This is a genomic window from Mesorhizobium sp. ESP7-2 (assembly GCF_020164715.1).
GTDB lineage: Bacteria > Pseudomonadota > Alphaproteobacteria > Rhizobiales > Rhizobiaceae > Mesorhizobium.
In genome coordinates this window covers 141,287-157,511 of sequence record NZ_JAIUGQ010000011.1, presented here as the reverse complement: position 1 = coordinate 157,511, position 16,225 = coordinate 141,287, and the positions used below count along the sequence as shown (strand labels likewise).

Below are 16,225 nucleotides of genomic sequence, written 5' to 3'. Positions count from 1 at the left end.
AACTGTCGAAAATCAAATGGCGACGGCAATGCCGCGATTGGCGAAGAAACGATCGAAATCGGCTGGCGCCAACACTGCGTTTGCCTGTGTGGCGCTGGTATGGCCGGATGGGTTGTGAAAGCGAAAACCGTCGTGCGACGCCGCCGTGACCAGCACCAGATGACCGCCCTTCGACGGCGGCTCGCGCTCCGGCCAGCGGATCGAACTGCTGACCGAAGCGATGAAGAAGCGCGACCCCGCCAGGATCGCCGGAATGTCGGTTGCCGCGACATTGGTCATCACCTCGGCCTCGAGGCCGAATTCCTGCTTCACGAAGGTAACGAAGGGCGCGTAGATCAGGCCCTTGATCGAGCCTTCATTGACGACATAGCCGCCATATCCGGTGCACCGCCTTGCCAGCTCGATCGTCGGCACGATCTGGCCACGCGTCGCCAGGATCATCTTGAGACACGCCATGCCGCAGACATTGGCGGCCCAGACCGCGTATTCGTCGAGCGTGCCGGCACCTGATCCCTGCCACAGCGGATCCCGCCGCAACGCGGCGTCGGCGCCATCGGCGAGCACCGCCAGCGTCATGTCGGGCGTCTCCCACTGACTGAAAAACGGCACGGCTTCAGGCAGTGGACTCATGCGGACTCCTCGGGCAGCCGATCCATCTTCCGCCTTCTTTCGACAGCGAGGAGATTGGTCGGCGCGCCGTGCAGCATCACCTCGCCTTCGAAGCGAAAGCCGCATTTTTCCAGGACGCATCGCGAGGCGGGATTGGCCGTCCGCACCAGTCCTATGACCCGTTCGGCATGCAGGTCATCGAAGGCGAAAGCCAGCGCCGCGCGGACCACCTCGGTGGCATAGCCATGCCCCCAGCTTTCGGGGTGCAGATGATAGGACAGATTGAGCCCCTCGAATTCCTTGGACACCGTGACGCCGCCGAAGCCGACCGGCGCGCCGTCGGTCTCGATCGCCCAGCGCCCAAATCCATGCTCGCGCCAATGGCCGATGTCGCGCAGCAGCCGGTCGGTGCTTTGCCGCGCCGTGTCGGGGCTGGGATCGGGCCGATGCGCGACCAGTTCCGGCCGGGCGAACAGCCGCGTCACGAACGCAAGATCGTCCGCCGCCGGCTGGCGCAGCAGCAGGCGGGCGGTGCGGAGGCTGCCGGTTTGCCGGGCGTCACCGCGATAATTCTCGGGCATGGGCTGTCATCGCTTGTGCTGGCCGGAATGAATTGCCTCCAGTCATGCAGCCAATTGCGATGCAATCATGGCAGCGCCTTCCAGCCGTGCCGCCATCCTACTTCGTGTTGATCACCGAAGCCGGCCAGTAGGTGTCCATGGTCGCCCCGTTGCGGTCCTCGTCGAAGAGGGAGTCGCTGCCGAAGCTGGCGCGCAGGCCGATGACCACCTTGTTGGCCCTGATGTCCTGGGTAGACGTTTCGAACTTTCTGCTTTCGAATTCATAGCGTCCGAACACCGCCCACGCCGCGACCTGCTGTAGAGCGGTCAGCGATTCAATGAAGCAATGAATCGCTCTACCTGGCGCCACTCGGCGTCGAGCCGAAGCGACGGCGAAAACAGCGGTTGAAATAGGAGACGTCGGAAAAGCCGCTCAACAGCGCGATCTCGCTGACCCGCATGCGGTCGTTGCGCCGGTCGCGCAGCATGCGATGGGCTCTTTGCAGGCGCAGTTCGAGAATATGCTCGGCGAAACTGGAGCCCGTTTCCTGCAGGAGGTCATGGACGTAGCGCGCGGAAAGCCGCAAATGCTGGGCGATGTGCTGGGCCGAGATGGCGGGATCGGCGAAGTTGTCCCGCATCCTCTGCAGGATGGCCTGCAGCCTTGCCGCGCGCAGGCCACGCACGCCCGCCAGCTCGGCGATCTCGCCCTTGGCGCCCGTCGCCAGTCCGATCAGGTCGACGATCGTCTCGGTGGCGTGGGCGACAAGATCGGGCGAGAGCAATGCCGGTCCCGCTTCCAGGAAGCCGCAATAGCGCTTGAGCATATCGAGCGCTTCATTGTCGGCGCCGATGGTCAGCGCCAGGCGATCCTCGACATGGGCGAAGGCATTTTCCAGGATTTCGCGGGGCACCACGACATTGGTCCAGACATTACGGTCGCCACCTGTCATTCCAGCGCTTCCGAAGCCGAGACCAACGCGCCCTCGCCCCTGCCTATGCCGTAGTCGCGGCCGGCCTGCACACCGCTCAGCCTGGTGTCGCCGTCATTGACCAGCAGCAGATAGCCGTCGCGGCCGTCATCGGCGATGTTGCGTGTCTTGCGGCTGGCATGCCTAATCGTCCCGGCCATCCGCCCGAGCACCAGCGGCCGGATGGCGGTGGCCTCGATATCCGCCTGGAACGGCACGTATCCGGAGATGGCGTATTCGACCGACCATATCTCCGCGACATGGATGTCCTGCCAGAGCGCGAAGCGCGCGCGGTCGTCGAGATGCGGCGGCAGGTCGACCGATGAGAAGACGTTCTTTTTCAACGAGCAACCGGCCTTTCCCGCGCACGCGTCTTCCCTGAAGCCGCACCGTATGGGACCGATTTGCCTCTTGTCCAGAGACGGCGACATCCATGCCTTGCAGGACAATTTCAGTGCCGCCCAGGTCAAGAATCCGATCGGATTCGCCGGCCCGGCGTCCGATTTCCAAAACACGCGGAATGCGGCATGGGAATCACCCGGCCTCGCCTGGCGCGGTGTCGCCAGCCGGCCGAGTGCACCTAGAATGTGATCTTCACGGAGGCCGCACTCCGGTTGGCCGGACCGTGGTGGACGGCCTCGATGTTGTTGCCGTCCGGGTCGAGCAGGAAGGCGGCATAATAGCCGGGATGATAGGGCCGCTCGCCCGGCGCGCCATTGTCCGTGCCGCCGGCCGCCAACCCGGCTTCGTAGAAGGCATCGACCATGGCGTGATCCCTGGCCTGGAAGGCCAGATGATGCCGGCCGGTCAGCTTTCCCAGTGCCGCCCGGCTGTCGAGGCTGGAGATGAACAATTCGTCGGCCCAGAAATAATCCTCGCCGGTGCCGCCGATCGGGACACCAAGCACCTGGAAGAGCGCCTCGTAGAAACGCCGGCTGGCGGGGAGATCCCGGACCACGAGCTGGAGGTGGTCGATGAGCCGGCCGCGATGCAATTCCTGGGTTTCCATGAAAAGCTCCTCCTCGCAAGGCCTCGAATTTAGGCCCGGGCGGCAGGGCGTCAACGCGGGGCGCGTGCGTCTGCTGACAACCGGCGACAAATCTTCGGGTCCGACGGAACTTTTCGGCTGACGGCAAGTTTGGTGGCGCGGCGGGAGGAATAGCGATTGGATTGTTTCAGAAGCTTGAAGCACTGGTCGACGGCGCCAATGCCGGCGGCATCGAGGAAGCGAACGCTTTGCTGCGCCGGTTCAAGGACAGGTCCGAACAGACCGCGCGGGCCATCGACGAGTTCATGCTGGACTTCAAGACATTGGTCTTCGTCGTCGAAACCGGCGAAGAGGGTTTCCAAAAGCCGATCCGTAAGCTCGCCCGCGCCAGGCTTGCGACGCTCGAGCAGCTGGTGAACGTGCCGGCGTAGTGGAACACGCGCAAGCTGTCGCGGCCCGCATCAGCGCAAAGCCGCCCTCACCTTTCGCGCCGTACCTTACCGAAATGTATGAGCCGACCGGTTGTCAAACCGTCGAACCGGGTCGATGCTTCGTTGAGCCTGTAACGATTTTCGGCCGCGCACTCACGGCCATGAAGGATCGACCGACAGATGCGTTTCGTGATCAAGTCCGGCGACGCATGCTTCGGCCCGGCGCGCCGGCAATTCCTGCTCGGCGCTGCCGGCGTGCTGCTGACCGGCCTTCGGCCGGCCGCCGCCAACGTCCCTGTCGCCCATGACCCCAACGCGATCCCGCCGATGGACAGCCGCGTCAGTTTCATCGACTGGATGAGGAAGAACCGCGGCGAGGATGCCGGCTTCCTCGGCCAGCGCTGGGATCGCTTCCAGGCACTGGTTACGCACAAGGATGTTTGGGACAAGCGCGACATGCGCGCCTATCTGATGACGCCGCGGGAGGAGTTCGTCACCGGACCCAACCGCGGCCGCGCCTATGAATGGCACTATCTCGACATCGGCTACGGCGTCACCATCACAGGCCCGCACAGCGTCGCGCGCATGACCAATTCGCTTGAGATACACCCTGGCGACAAGGTGCTCGAGATCGGCACCGGCTCCGGTTACCAATCTGCCTATCTGTCCAACCTCACCGACAAGGTGTTCTCGATCGAGATCATCAAGCCGCTGGCGGCGAGGACTCGCGCGCTTTACGACAGGCTGATCACGGAAGGTTATTCCGAGTACAAGGCGATCACCACTCGCAATGCCGACGGCTATTATGGCTGGCAGGAAGAGGCGCCGTTCGACAAGATCATCGTCACCTGTGGCATCGATCACATTCCGCCGCCGCTGCTGAAGCAGTTGAAGGCGAATGGAATGATGGTCATCCCGGTCGGTCCACCCGGTGCGCAGCATGTGCTGAAGATAACCAAGCACCAGGAAGCGGACGGCACGTTCAACGTCGTGCGCGCCGACATCTACAATGGCGGAACGCTGTCCTTCGTGCCCTTCACCAAGCTGGAAGGAGGCGCCATAAAAGGCACCCACAACGGCCCTTGAGCGCGGGACAGGGAGGCTTACCCCTTGAGCAGCGCCGCCAGCCTTGGAATGCCCTCGCTCACGGCGCGGCGGTCGGCCAGCGTGAAGGACAGCCGCAACGTGTTGCGTCCGGTGCCGTCGGCATGAAAAGCATTGCCGGGCACGAAGGCGACGCGCGCCTCCTTCACCGACCGCGCCAGGAGTTCCGTGGCATCAGTGCCTTCCGGTAGCGTCACCCAGACGAACATGCCGCCTTCCGGGCGGCTCCAGCTCACGCCCTTCGGCATGTTGGCTTCCAGCGCGCCAAGCAGGCCGTCGCGCCGCCCGCGATAGGCGCCGATGAGCTTTTCCACCTGGCCGTCGAACACGGATTCGGCGGCGCGGTGCATCACCATCTGGTTGACCGACGGGCTGTGCAGGTCCGAAGCCTGCTTCATCAGCACCAGTTTTTCGATCACGTGGCGCGGCCCGCAAACCCAGCCGACGCGCATCCCTGGCGACAGGATTTTCGAGAACGAGCCGCAATAGAGCGTGCGCGCCTTGTCGATGCCGCCGGAACGCGCGCAGTCGAGCGCCAGGATCGGCGGCACACCCTCGCCGTCGTAGCGCAGCGCCCGATAGGCGGCATCCTCGATGACGGCGATGTCGAGCTCGCCGGCAAGGTCGAGCACGGCCTCGCGCTGCTTCCGGTCCAGCGTGTCGCCGGTCGGGTTGGCGAAATCGGGCACCAGATAGGCGAATTTCACTCGGCCGCCATTCGCGGCGGCAGCGGTGTGGTAGGCTGCCGGCGTCATGTTGCCACCGTCGGGCCGCAGCCGGTCGTAGCGCGGCTCGTAGGCGTTGAAGGCCTGCAGCGCACCGAGATAGGTCGGCCATGTCACCAGCGCGGTATCGCCCGGCGACAGGAACAGCTTGCCCAGATAATCCAGCGCCTGCTGCGAGCCGGAGGTGATGAAGATGTTGGCCTCGTCGCAGGCGATGCCGAGCTTGCCCATCTGCCCGGCAAGCCAGCGCCGCAGCGGCAGATAGCCTTCCGAGACCTGGTATTGCAGTGCTGCCCCCGCCTCCGCACCGCCGAGCACATCGGCATAGGCCTCGCGGATGGCATCGGCCGGAAACAGCGACGGATCGGGAATGCCGCCGGCAAACGAGATGATGTCGGGCTGGTCGAGCAGCTTCAACAGCTCGCGGATTTCCGAGGCTTTCATGCGCGACGAGCGCGAGGCCAGGAGGTTCATAAGGGTCACGACACGCCTCCCCAGACGTTTTTACAATAGGTCAATCTAGCTGACCTATATCCGCTTTGCCGTGCGATTTGAATAGTGCCTGAAGGGCTTCCGCTATACGCCAGTCGCCGCCAGGCCGGAACCGGCGACGGCGCGCGGGCGTCCGTTAAAGGCTCTTCTTGTAACCGATATGGCTGGCGGTGAAGCCGAGCCCGTTATAAAAGCGGTGCGCGTCCGCCCGGCCCTTGTCGGTAGTGAGCTGTACAAGGCCGCAGCCCCGCGCCCGGCATTCGTCGATCGCCCATTCGAACATCTTCTTGCCGATGCCGTCGGAGCGCCTGGCGCTGGCAACGCGAACCGCCTCGATCTGCCCGCGCCAGCCGCCCTTGCGCGAAATGCCGGCAAGGAAGGTGATCTGCAAGGTGCCGATCACCTCCGCGCCGTCCACAGCCACCGCCAGCAGCTGGCTGGGGTCGGCGTCGATGGCGTTGAAGGCATCGAGATAGCCCTGCGCCAACGGCAAGGAGGCATCCTCGCGGGCAGCCCCCAGCGGATCATCGGCGAGCATGGCGACGATGGCCGGCAGATCGGAGGCTTGCGCCTTGCGGAATTGGATGTTGGTCATGGGCGGATGAGATACGGCCGGCAGTACACCAGGGCAAGCCGCTAATGGAATGGAGATCAATGGGCGGAAGCTTGCGCTGCCCCTCATCCGCCTGCCGGCACCTTCTCCCCGTATAGGGACAGGGAGAAGAATGCTGTGCCATCCCTCGGCGCCTATTCCTCAGCGTCGGCAATTGGCGAAATCGCCGGCGACAGCGTCTTTCTCCCCGTCCCTATACGGGGAGAAGTGTCCGGCAGGACAATGAGGGGCAGCGCAACCTCTCGAGGCTCAATCCCCGTCACCTGCCGGCTTGGCCTTGCCGCATTGCGCCAGCACCTTGCCGATGGCGCCGCTCGAGCCCTTCAGCGGAAAACTGATAGCGCCATATTTGGCCGCGCTGACCGACAGATCCCCCTTCGAACGCAGCAGGTCGAGCAGCGGGTCGGCCTTGGTCAGGTCCGCCACGAAATAATTGTACATCTCCTCCAGTTGCAGCGTCTTCGTCACCGTCTTGCCGTCGGCCTTGAAGTCGAACGAGCCGCTGATGCCCGGTTCCAGCTGGGGGCCGCTGGCACCAAGATCGTAGCTCAGCACCGGATTGTCGAAACAGGTCAGCATCAGATACGCGTCGCCTTTCGGCCCGCCGCAGACGGAAGCGGTCAACACGCTGCCGCCCTCGTCTTCTTCCATCTTCGCGCTCCAGCCGCAGGACGCGGCAAAGGCCGGCTGCGCGCCGAGCAAAGCCGCCAAGGCACCGGCGGCAACGAGACATCTTCTCATGACTTCCCCCTCCGGGCATTTGCAGCACCCGCCGGCAGCATATAGGAAAAGCCGTTGAATGGCATTGCTTGTCCAGCAAGGCCGCGCCTTGGAGAGAGCGGTGTTGAGAGTCCGCCTGTGTCTTCTGACAGCCGCCCTGGTGGCGTCGCCGCTCGCCGCGCACGCCGAATGGAAGCCGGTCGAGAAGGTCGAGACCTACGCCATTTCAGGCCAGTCCGGGCTCGAGCTCTACCGGTCGATCGGCCAGAACGGACCGAATGTCGGCATTGCCCGCGCCATTGCCTTCACCAATTTCAAGCTGACCTGGGGAGTCAGGGACTACAAGCCCAGGGGCAAGGGCTGCGTGCTGACGGCGGCGAAGCCGAAACTGATCATCACCTACACATTGCCAAGCCCCTCCGCGCCGCTGCCGCCGGCCGTCCAGAAGAGCTGGGAGGTATTCATCGCCGGCGTCAGTGCCCACGAGAAGGTCCACGGCGCCAGTATGATACAAATGGTCCATGACATCGAAGCCGCGACAGACGGCCTGACCGTTGCCGATGATCCCAAATGCAGCAAGACCAGGGCCGAGGTGGTCCGTCGGCTCGACGCAATCTCGAAGGCGCGGGTGCAGGCAAGCCGCGATTTCGACCGCGTCGAACTCGGCCAGGGCGGCAATCTGCAGAAGCTCATTCTTGCGCTTGTGAATGGCGGCTGAAAGGCCACCGCGCCCTGCGGCGCGACGGCATATCGGCGTTTCGCCCGGTCCCTATCGGCTCAGATCGAGCGCCGCTGAGAGATCGCCCATCGGCGGCTGGTCGTTGTTGCGCAGTGCCTTGTCGCGGGCGACGATGCCGGTCAGCACCGGCAGATCGAAGCGCGCGGTGATGAAGCGCAGGATCGATGTGGTGTCGTATTGCGTGTGGTCGACCGTGCCCATCTTGGCATAGGGCGAGATGATGAAGGCCGGGATGCGGTTGCCCGGGCCCCAGCGGTCGGCCTTGGGCGGCGCGACGTGATCCCAGAAGCCGCCATTCTCGTCATAGGTGACGACGACGAGCATGTGGCTCCATTGCGGGCTTTTCTCCAGATGCGAAACGACGTCGGCCAGATGCTGGTCGCCGCTCGCCACGTCGGCATAGCCGCCATGCTCGTTGAGATTGCCCTGCGGCTTGTAGAAGGCGACTTGCGGCAGCTTGCCGTCATCGATCGCCTTGATGAACTCGGCGCCGTCCAGGCCGCCATCCCTGAGATGCTCGGTGCGCGCGGCGGTCCCGGGCGCGTAAGCCGCGAAATAGTTGAACGGCTGGTGGTGGAACTGGAAGTTCGGCACCGGCGTCGCGTTCTTGCCGTCCAGCGTTGCCTGCCAGGCGCCGGCATACCAGGCCCAGCTCACCCCCTTCAGCGACAGGAGATCGCCGATGGTGATGTCGTGCTGCGGCGGCAGCGTGGTGGGCGCGGCCGGGTCGGCGAGCGCCTTGTCGCCGCCCTCGGCCGGCTTGTTGTGGCTCGGCTGGTAGGGTGGCTGCATGGTGTTGACGGCGTAGAAGTCGGGCGTGATGGCGCCGTCATTGACGAATTTCGGCGCGCCGCCGAGCGCCGAGGCCGGCGAATTGTCGGCAACCTTCAGTGTCACGCCGTCGGGCTCGACGACGGCGATCTGGTCCTTCACCGGGCTGGTGTCGGCGTTGGGATAGACCGGCGTACAGGCGCAGGCGAGCTGGAAATGGTTGAGGAACGAGCCACCGAAGGCGCCCTGGAAGAAATTGTCGGCCAGCACGTATTTCTTCGCCACCGCCCACATCGGCAGGATCGAACCATCATAATGACCCATGACCAGGCCGCCGGAATCGGCCCAGGCGACGAATTTGTCGTTCTTGCCGCCGTCGATCTGCATCTGCTCCTGATAGAAACGGTGCCACAGATCGTGGGTGATGACGTTGGTGCCCTCGTTGAAACCCTTGGGGTCGTCTATGGCGAAGGCGGCGTTGGCGAGATGCGCCGTCTGCGCCTCCGTCACCGCGGGCGTGACACCTTTTCCGGTCAGCCCGCCCCAGGCCGGCGGAAGTTCGGCGAGCGGCTTGCCGTCGCGGTCGAACTGGCGCGCCTGATCGGTCGAGACATTGGCCAGCCCATTGGCGCCGGGGAAGCCGCCATAGAGATTATCGAAGCTGCGGTTTTCGGCATAGATGACGACGACCGTGTCTATCTTGTCGAAGCCGGGAGGGGCGGCATTGGCCGCCGCGAGAGGAATGAGGGCCGAACCGGCCAGACAGAAGGAAGTGAGGAGCTTGAGCCTCGTCATGGAAAGACCTCGTGGCTTGACGGTGGCGGGAGGAACGCGGGGAACCATAGCGGCAGGTAACGTGGATGCCTTGTCACCTTTGTGACATCCGCCGCCTCGGCGAACACGGTTTCGTGAGCACTGGGGCCGGTCATCAATCCGTTGCACTGCATTCCTATTTCCGGGCCAAAGCGGACCATGCCCCATGAAGACGAGACGATGGAAAAGCCTGATGATCGCGATTGCCGCGATCTCGACATTCGGCTTTGCTGCGCCCGCGAATACGGCGGACGGCGTCCATCCCGGCCCGCTATCGCGCGCGCAGGCGTTCGCGCGCGCCGAGGCGCTCACCGCCTTGGGGCGAAAAATGTTCTTCGACCCGGCGCTGTCGGCCTCGGGCAAGCAGGCCTGCTCGTCCTGTCATGATCCGCGCCACGCTTTCGGTCCGGCCTCGGCATCTCCGGTCGAGATGGGAGGCCCGAACCTCGACCAGCCGGGCGTGCGCGCCGTGCCGTCGCTGCGCTATCTCCAGGCGGCACCGGCCTTCACCGAGCATTTCCACGATTCCGAGGACGAAGGCGACGAGAGCGTCGACAACGGTCCGACCGGTGGCCTGACCTGGGACGGCCGCGCCGACCACGGCAAGGATCAGGCGAAAATCCCCCTGCTCTCGCCCTTCGAGATGGCCAACAAGGATGAAGCAGCCGTCTCCGCCTCCCTGCGCAAGACCGCCTATGCCGATGACTTCAAGGCCGTGTTCGGGCAGGATGTCTTCGAGCGCCCGGGCGACGCCTTCACCGCCGCCGCCGAGGCGCTTGGCACGTTCGAGCAGAGTGCCGCCGATTTCTATCCCTATTCCAGCCGCTACGACGCCTTCCTTGCCGGCAAGGCGACGCTGTCGGCGCTGGAACAGCGCGGCCGCGCCCTGTTCGAGGACGAGGCGAAAGGCAACTGCGCCTGCTGTCATATCAGTGAACCCGCCAATGACGGCGAGCCGCCGCAATTCACCGATTTCGGCCTGATCGCCATCGCCGTGCCGCGCAATCCGGCCATCCCTGCCAACGCCGACCCCGCCTATGCCGATCTCGGCCTATGCGGCCCGCTGCGCACCGATTTTCGCGGCCGCGCCGATTATTGCGGCCTGTTCAAGACACCGACGCTGCGCAATGTCGCTCTGCGCAAGAGCTTCTTCCACAACGGATATTTCCACACGCTGCGCGACGCCGTCGCCTTCTACGCCAGCCGCGACACCGACCCAGGCCACTGGTATCCCAGGAACGCCGACGGCACGATCAGGCAATATGACGATCTGCCAAAGGCTTACTGGGGAAATCTCAACCAAGAATCGCCCTTCAACGGCAAGAAACCCGGCGACAAGCCGGCGCTGAACGACGCCGAAATCGACGATATCGTGGCGTTTCTGCAGACGCTCACCGATGCCGATCAGCGGACCGAGCCAGCGAATTGAACCCTTGGACCTCGCGCGGGCCGACGTGCCGGATTGGCCGCGCCCGCGAACCAGTTTCTGGCCTTGCCGGATTGCCGCGCGGGCCGGGAGGAACGGTAAAGAAGGACATTCGTCATTAGGGCTTCCTAAACTGCTCTGGGGTATCCCTTGCCAATCGATGGTAGGACGCCGATGAACGCATTCGGGCGAGCAGTCGGATTTGTTGTGATCCTTGTCACCGGCGCAGCAATGCTGGTGGCTTTGCACATCGATGCCCAGCGGGATTACGCGCTTGCCAGGGAACGTTATCTGGAAAACTCCCGGGCGGCATCGCGCGCGACCGCCAAGACCGTCGAAGACGCCTTGCGGTCCGTCTACGAAAATGTCCGGACCCTGACCTATCTGCCAAGCGTCAGGAACCTCGACCGGCACGGCACCAATCTGGGCGACGAAGGCCGTGCGACCATCCAGCAGATCTACAATAACCTCGCTAACAACGTCTCCATTTCCGAGGTCTACTTCCTGCCGCTGGATTTCGACCCGGACCGCTTCGACGCCGTGACCGGCAAGCTCGAGGAGCCGATCCTCCAGTTCGACCAGTTGATCGTGAATGCCAGGGCAAGGTCAGACGCCGCCGCGGACACAAAGCCCGTCAAGCTGGATGACAATTCGCTGATCCGTCCGCCCGAAGAAGTTGAAACCTATGAATACCATGAGCTGGTCAAACAGCTTGCCTGGCTGAAGGCGAACTATCCCAATTCCAGCAACATCGACGGGCTGGATGTGCCGGTCATCGGCACGAAGGAACTCATCACCTGCGACAACACCGATTTCATCCATACCGGCAATGACGCTGATCGCTCCGGCTTCATTCTTTCGGTCCCGGTCTTCGGCCAGGATGGCAGACTGCGCGGCTCCGTCTCGGCGATCATGCTCACCTCGGCGTTGAGGAAACTGTTGCCGAGCAGCGACTATGTCATCGTCAATTCAGGCTACGGGTTCGAATCCGACCAGCACAAGATGTCGACGGCCCTGGCGGCTGATTCCCACGCTTTCACGGCTGCGGACCCCAATCTGATCTATTCCGAAGTCCTCCCGCTCTCGCTCAACGATCCTAGAAGTGCCTGGGGTCTCTGGGCCGGTTTTCCCAACAGCAGATTCGACGACAACATGGACGCCCAGGCCGTGCGGGAATTCGAACTGGCCGGCTACGCGGCGGTCGCGGTCGTCACGCTGCTGGCGCTGGCCTGCTGGTATGCGATCGGGCGCACGATGACGATGCAGGCCGATGCCGCCGAGACCCTGGAGCGGCGGGTCGAGGAACGCACCATCGAGATCCAGCACCTCGCCACGCACGACATCCTTACCGGCCTGCCCAACCGGGGTCTGTTGGCCGGCACGATGGACGAGGCGCTGAGAAGCCTCAGGGAGGGCGAGAAGCTGGCCGTCCATTGCGTCGATCTCGACCGTTTCAAACCGGTCAATGACACGCTCGGCCATCCGATCGGCGACCGGCTCCTCAGTGAAGTGGCGAGGCGCCTGCAGCAGCAGGCCGGTGAGACCGCCATGGTGGCAAGGATCGGCGGCGACGAATTCGTCATCCTCCAGCTCTTGCTCGATGGCAGTGACGAGGCCGGCGTGCTGGCGAGCCGGGTCATTCACGCCCTGGCCGGCGAATTCTTGATCCAGGGCCACAAGATCAACATTGGCAGCAGCATCGGCATCGCCGTCTTCCCGGACGATGGGCAAAGTTCGGAAATCCTCATCCGCAATGCCGACCTTGCCTTGTACAAGGCCAAGATGGAGGGCCGCGGGACCTGCAGGTCTTTCGAGGCAGGAATGGACGCAAGACTGCGGGAGCGGCGCCAGCTCGAGTCCGAGCTTGCTCTCGGCGTCGCGAACGAGCAGTTCGTCCTGCACTATCAACCGCTGCATGACGCACAGACCTCGGAACTGACGGGCTTCGAAGCGCTGGTGCGATGGGAGCATCCGCGCCTCGGCCTGCTCCAACCATCGGAGTTTATCCAGATGGCCGAGGAGACGGGCGTGATCGAGGCGCTTGGCGAGTGGATCTTGAGGCGTGCCTGCGTCGACGCCGCGAAGTGGCCCGCGACCATCAAGGTCGCGGTCAATCTCTCGCCGGCCCAGTTCAAACAGCAGACGCTGCCGCTTCAGGTTGCCTCGGCGCTCGCGGCCTCGGGCCTGCTGCCGTCACGGCTCGAGCTGGAAATCACCGAGTCGGTGCTGCTTGCGCACAATGAAAACACGATAACGACGCTCCACCGCCTGCAGGATCTGGGCATCAGCATAGCCATGGACGATTTCGGCACCGGCTATTCCTCGCTGAGCTATCTCAGGTCGTTTCCGTTCAACCGCATCAAGATCGACCGCAGCTTCGTCAGCCTGATGTGCGAGAGCAGCGAAAGCCGGGCGATCGTCAAGGCCGTCGCCGAACTCGGCGCGACGCTCGGCATGACCACGACCGCGGAAGGCGTCGAGACCGAGGACCAGTACAGGCTGGTCAAGGAAAATGGTTGCACGGATGTCCAAGGCTGGTTCTTCGGCCGCCCAATGCCGTGCTCCGAGGTTCATAGACTTTTCGAAAGGCCAAATGCCTTGAGCGCGTAGGCGATGCGGCGCGCCGGAGACACCGACACTGCGCGACGCCGTCGCCTTCTACGCCAGCCGCGACACCGATCCCGGCCGGTGGTATCCCAGGAATGCCGACGGCACGATCAGGTAATATGACGATCTGCCAAAGGCTTACTGAGGAAATCTCAACCAAGAACCACCCTTCAACGGCAAGAAACCCGGCGACAAGCCGGCGCTGAACGACGCCGAAATCGACGATATCGTGGCGTTTCTGCAGACGCTCACCGATGCGGATCAGGTAGCGAAGCCGTCGCAGTGAATGCGTGGCACGGATAACGCAGGGCTAGTTTCCGGTCTTAATAGCCAATTCCGAACGCAGCCGGGCCACTTCCGCCAGCAATGCCGGAATATCCTGCCGTGCCGCGGCAATGAAGTCTTGATCGGCGTTGGTGGCTCCCAACAATTCTATGTCGGCATCGCCTCCGGTTCCGATCATATTCGACCCCGAAGTGTGATCGCGACCCTCAATCCAGGACTTCCATGGCCCTGGTGTGGCACGTAAGCATCGCTCTGCAATTTCCTTGAGTTCCTGCTCTTCCATAATCCATCCCGGGCGTCAGAGGTGCTGCCAGATCACCTTCAGCGGTGAACCCATGGCTTGTTCAATCGTCCGCAACTGTTCACTGCTTACGGAGTTCACGCCCGGACTGATGACCGTAAGCGCACAAACGCCAAACGCCGCCGGCCAGACGTAGCGCAGATCGTTCAGCGAGGTCGGCCTGTGGCAGCATGGCGTGGTGACCGAAAGGTCCTCGAAGCGCGACTCAGCCGCCTGGTTCATCGCGTCGCCCCACCATTCCTCGATATCGCTGCCGCAAAACGGACAATGGACGCTTTCCGTATTGGCACCGGCATCGAAGAAAGTCGCCCCTTGCTCGTATTCGACAGCAATATGTCCCGCAGCTGGAAACAGCCCGTGCGCAGCGTTCACAGCCGCAGTCGCCGCGTGTTGAGCCGGATACCACCGTGGATCATAGGGCACCAGTCGCAGGTAGTTGTCAGACATTGCTCGCTCCGTTTCGGGTCAAGGATGAGCGTTCAACCAACAGCATGCAACAGCCACGAGACCCTTCAAGCTCGACAACGAGGGTCTCGTTCCTTGGCGCCCCCCGCTGTTCCCCGGCGTCTGCGAAAAATTCTGTGTCGCGATATTCGGCTTGAGCCCCTGTCGTCACAGCGCCCGGATCACGCCCCCATCCACGCGGATATTCTGCCCCGTAATATATCCCGCCCCATCCGAGGCCAGGAACGCAATCGTCGCGGCGATCTCCTCACTCGTCCCGTAGCGCTGCATCGGCACGTTGTCGCGGCGCTCTTCGGTGCCGGGCAGGCTGTCGATCCAGCCGGGCAGCACATTGTTCATGCGCACATTGTCGGCCGCATAGGTGTTGGCGAAAATCTTGGTGTAGGCGGCAAGGCCGGCGCGGAACACGGCCGAGGTCGGGAACATCGCGTTCGGCTCGGCGACCCAGGCCGTCGAGATGTTGATGATGGCGCCGCCCTTCTGCTTGACCATCTGCGGCGCCACGATGCGCACCGGTCGGATGACGTTCATCAGGTAGACGTCCATGCCGGTATGCCACTGCTCGTCCGTGATCTCCAGGATCGGCGCGCGCGGGCCGTGGCCACCGCTGTTGACCAGCACGTCGATGCGGCCATAGCGCTCCAGCGTCAGGTCGGTGAGACGCTGCAGATCGTCGTTCGACTGGTTGGAGCCGGTGACGCCGAGCCCGCCAAGCTCCTTGGCCAGCGCCTCGCCCTTGCCGGACGAAGACAGGATCGCGACCTTGAACCCATCCGCCGCCAGGCGCTTCGCCGCCGCCGCCCCCATGCCGCTGCCGCCCGCCACGATGACGGCTGTCTTTTCTGAATTCATCGGGATTTCCTCATTGGGTTGGCGGGACTTGCGGTTTCAGCGGTCCTATAGCCGGTTTCGCCGCGCAGTTCGAACCAGAAAGACTGAATCGAGCTGCAGAAAACTTGCGCGGTGAGCTGCGCCCCCTACCCCTCCACCGTTTCCAGCACGCTCAGCAGGGTGCCTTCCATGTCAGGCTCGTCGCCGGAGCAGACGCACAGCATCTCGGCGTCGCCCTCGCCCACCGAGAGATAGGCGTGGCCCATGGTGGAATCGATATAGACGCTCTCGCCCTCTCTCAGCCGCACCGGAGCGTACTGGTCGGTGTGCAGTTCGATCTCGCCCTTGAGCACGATCAGGAATTCCTCGCCGGCGTGCCTGGTCAGCGGGCCGAATTCTTCCGGCGTGCGGGCGCGCGCATAGGCATGGATCGGCACCATGCGTTTGCGCACCAGGTCGGTGGCGAGATACCGGTAGTCGTAGTTGCGGGTCAGCTGGCGCAGCGTGTTGGATTGCGAGGTCACCGAACGGCGGGTGCGCGACGCCGGCTGCTTGCGGTCGCCGCTGAGCAGTTCCGTCACATGGATGCCGAGCCCCTCGCAAATCTGCAGGAGCTTGTCATAGCTCAGCGACATCTGGTCGTTCTCGACCTTGGACAGCGTCGACACCGCGACGCCGGTGAGAGAGCTGACCTCCTGCAAGGTCCAGCCATGGGTTTTTCTCAGGGCCCGCAGACAATCACCGAGGTTCGGTTGCTCCGACATTGTCAGCTCC

Annotated in this window: 19 protein-coding genes and 1 pseudogene; 6 read left to right on the top strand and 14 right to left on the bottom strand. The window is 63.5% G+C overall.

What is annotated here, in order from left to right; translation table 11 throughout:
* Positions 1–12: 12 nt before the first annotated feature.
* The 6 genes from LB543_RS13770 to LB543_RS13745 all read right to left on the bottom strand — a co-directional run bounded on the left by LB543_RS13770 (position 13) and on the right by LB543_RS13745 (position 3,149).
* Positions 13–630 (bottom strand): C39 family peptidase, encoded by a 618-nt coding sequence (locus tag LB543_RS13770; protein WP_224614482.1) that lies wholly within the window; start codon positions 628–630, stop codon positions 13–15.
* A complete protein-coding gene (locus tag LB543_RS13765) occupies positions 627–1,190 on the bottom strand; it encodes a GNAT family N-acetyltransferase (protein ID WP_224593093.1) in 564 nt (187 codons plus the stop codon). Before LB543_RS13765 ends, LB543_RS13770 begins: the two co-directional genes overlap by 4 nt.
* Positions 1,191–1,287: 97 nt before the next feature.
* Positions 1,288–1,467, bottom strand: coding sequence for a hypothetical protein (locus LB543_RS13760; protein WP_224614481.1), 180 nt, complete (start codon positions 1,465–1,467; stop codon positions 1,288–1,290).
* Positions 1,468–1,525: 58 nt separating this feature from the next.
* Positions 1,526–2,122, bottom strand: a complete 597-nt coding sequence (locus LB543_RS13755; RefSeq protein ID WP_224614480.1) for an AraC family transcriptional regulator — start codon at positions 2,120–2,122, stop codon at positions 1,526–1,528.
* Entirely contained in the window at positions 2,119–2,484 is a 366-nt protein-coding gene (locus LB543_RS13750; protein WP_224614479.1) for a hypothetical protein, read from the bottom strand. Before LB543_RS13750 ends, LB543_RS13755 begins: the two co-directional genes overlap by 4 nt.
* A 236-nt stretch (positions 2,485–2,720) precedes the next feature.
* Complete coding sequence (locus LB543_RS13745; RefSeq protein ID WP_224614478.1) at positions 2,721–3,149, bottom strand: VOC family protein; 429 nt, start codon at positions 3,147–3,149, stop codon at positions 2,721–2,723.
* Between the two features lie 161 nt (positions 3,150–3,310).
* Here LB543_RS13745 and LB543_RS13740 point away from each other — a divergent pair, with 161 nt between their 5' ends.
* Together LB543_RS13740 and LB543_RS13735 are read left to right on the top strand one after the other, a co-directional pair.
* A complete protein-coding gene (locus LB543_RS13740; protein WP_224614477.1) occupies positions 3,311–3,559 on the top strand; it encodes a hypothetical protein in 249 nt (82 codons plus the stop codon).
* A gap of 180 nt (positions 3,560–3,739) precedes the next feature.
* Complete coding sequence (locus tag LB543_RS13735) at positions 3,740–4,645, top strand: protein-L-isoaspartate O-methyltransferase family protein (RefSeq protein ID WP_224614476.1); 906 nt, start codon at positions 3,740–3,742, stop codon at positions 4,643–4,645.
* A gap of 17 nt (positions 4,646–4,662) precedes the next feature.
* Here LB543_RS13735 and LB543_RS13730 read toward each other — a convergent pair whose 3' ends face one another.
* The 3 genes from LB543_RS13730 to LB543_RS13720 all read right to left on the bottom strand — a co-directional run bounded on the left by LB543_RS13730 (position 4,663) and on the right by LB543_RS13720 (position 7,234).
* Positions 4,663–5,862, bottom strand: a complete 1,200-nt coding sequence (locus LB543_RS13730) for a PLP-dependent aminotransferase family protein (RefSeq protein ID WP_224614493.1) — start codon at positions 5,860–5,862, stop codon at positions 4,663–4,665.
* A 154-nt stretch (positions 5,863–6,016) separates the two neighbouring features.
* Positions 6,017–6,475 (bottom strand): GNAT family N-acetyltransferase, encoded by a 459-nt coding sequence (locus tag LB543_RS13725; RefSeq protein ID WP_224614475.1) that lies wholly within the window; start codon positions 6,473–6,475, stop codon positions 6,017–6,019.
* Between the two features lie 267 nt (positions 6,476–6,742).
* Positions 6,743–7,234, bottom strand: a complete 492-nt coding sequence (locus tag LB543_RS13720) for a hypothetical protein (RefSeq protein WP_224614474.1) — start codon at positions 7,232–7,234, stop codon at positions 6,743–6,745.
* Between the two features lie 58 nt (positions 7,235–7,292).
* Here LB543_RS13720 and LB543_RS13715 point away from each other — a divergent pair, with 58 nt between their 5' ends.
* A complete protein-coding gene (locus LB543_RS13715; protein ID WP_224614473.1) occupies positions 7,293–7,931 on the top strand; it encodes a DUF922 domain-containing Zn-dependent protease in 639 nt (212 codons plus the stop codon).
* 51 nt (positions 7,932–7,982) lie between these two features.
* Here the strand turns inward: LB543_RS13715 and LB543_RS13710 are convergent, their stop codons facing one another.
* A complete protein-coding gene (locus LB543_RS13710; protein ID WP_224614472.1) occupies positions 7,983–9,518 on the bottom strand; it encodes an acid phosphatase in 1,536 nt (511 codons plus the stop codon).
* 211 nt (positions 9,519–9,729) lie between these two features.
* On the opposite strand from LB543_RS13710, the gene LB543_RS13705 reads away from it, so the two are divergent.
* The 3 genes and pseudogenes from LB543_RS13705 to LB543_RS13695 all read left to right on the top strand — a co-directional run.
* Positions 9,730–10,965, top strand: coding sequence for a cytochrome-c peroxidase (locus LB543_RS13705; RefSeq protein WP_224614492.1), 1,236 nt, complete (start codon positions 9,730–9,732; stop codon positions 10,963–10,965).
* A gap of 204 nt (positions 10,966–11,169) precedes the next feature.
* Positions 11,170–13,572, top strand: a complete 2,403-nt coding sequence (locus tag LB543_RS13700) for a putative bifunctional diguanylate cyclase/phosphodiesterase (protein ID WP_224614471.1) — start codon at positions 11,170–11,172, stop codon at positions 13,570–13,572.
* Positions 13,573–13,597: 25 nt separating this feature from the next.
* Positions 13,598–13,855, top strand: a pseudogene (locus tag LB543_RS13695) (c-type cytochrome); the annotation flags it as partial.
* 24 nt (positions 13,856–13,879) lie between these two features.
* On the opposite strand, the gene LB543_RS13690 reads toward LB543_RS13695, so the two are convergent.
* The 4 genes from LB543_RS13690 to LB543_RS13675 form a co-directional block, all read right to left on the bottom strand.
* A complete protein-coding gene (locus LB543_RS13690) occupies positions 13,880–14,137 on the bottom strand; it encodes a hypothetical protein (RefSeq protein ID WP_224614470.1) in 258 nt (85 codons plus the stop codon).
* A gap of 15 nt (positions 14,138–14,152) precedes the next feature.
* Entirely contained in the window at positions 14,153–14,602 is a 450-nt protein-coding gene (locus tag LB543_RS13685) for a hypothetical protein (RefSeq protein ID WP_224614469.1), read from the bottom strand.
* 165 nt (positions 14,603–14,767) lie between these two features.
* A complete protein-coding gene (locus LB543_RS13680) occupies positions 14,768–15,472 on the bottom strand; it encodes an SDR family oxidoreductase (RefSeq protein ID WP_224614468.1) in 705 nt (234 codons plus the stop codon).
* 125 nt (positions 15,473–15,597) lie between these two features.
* Positions 15,598–16,215, bottom strand: a complete 618-nt coding sequence (locus LB543_RS13675) for a helix-turn-helix domain-containing protein (protein ID WP_224614467.1) — start codon at positions 16,213–16,215, stop codon at positions 15,598–15,600.
* Positions 16,216–16,225 lie beyond the last annotated feature (10 nt).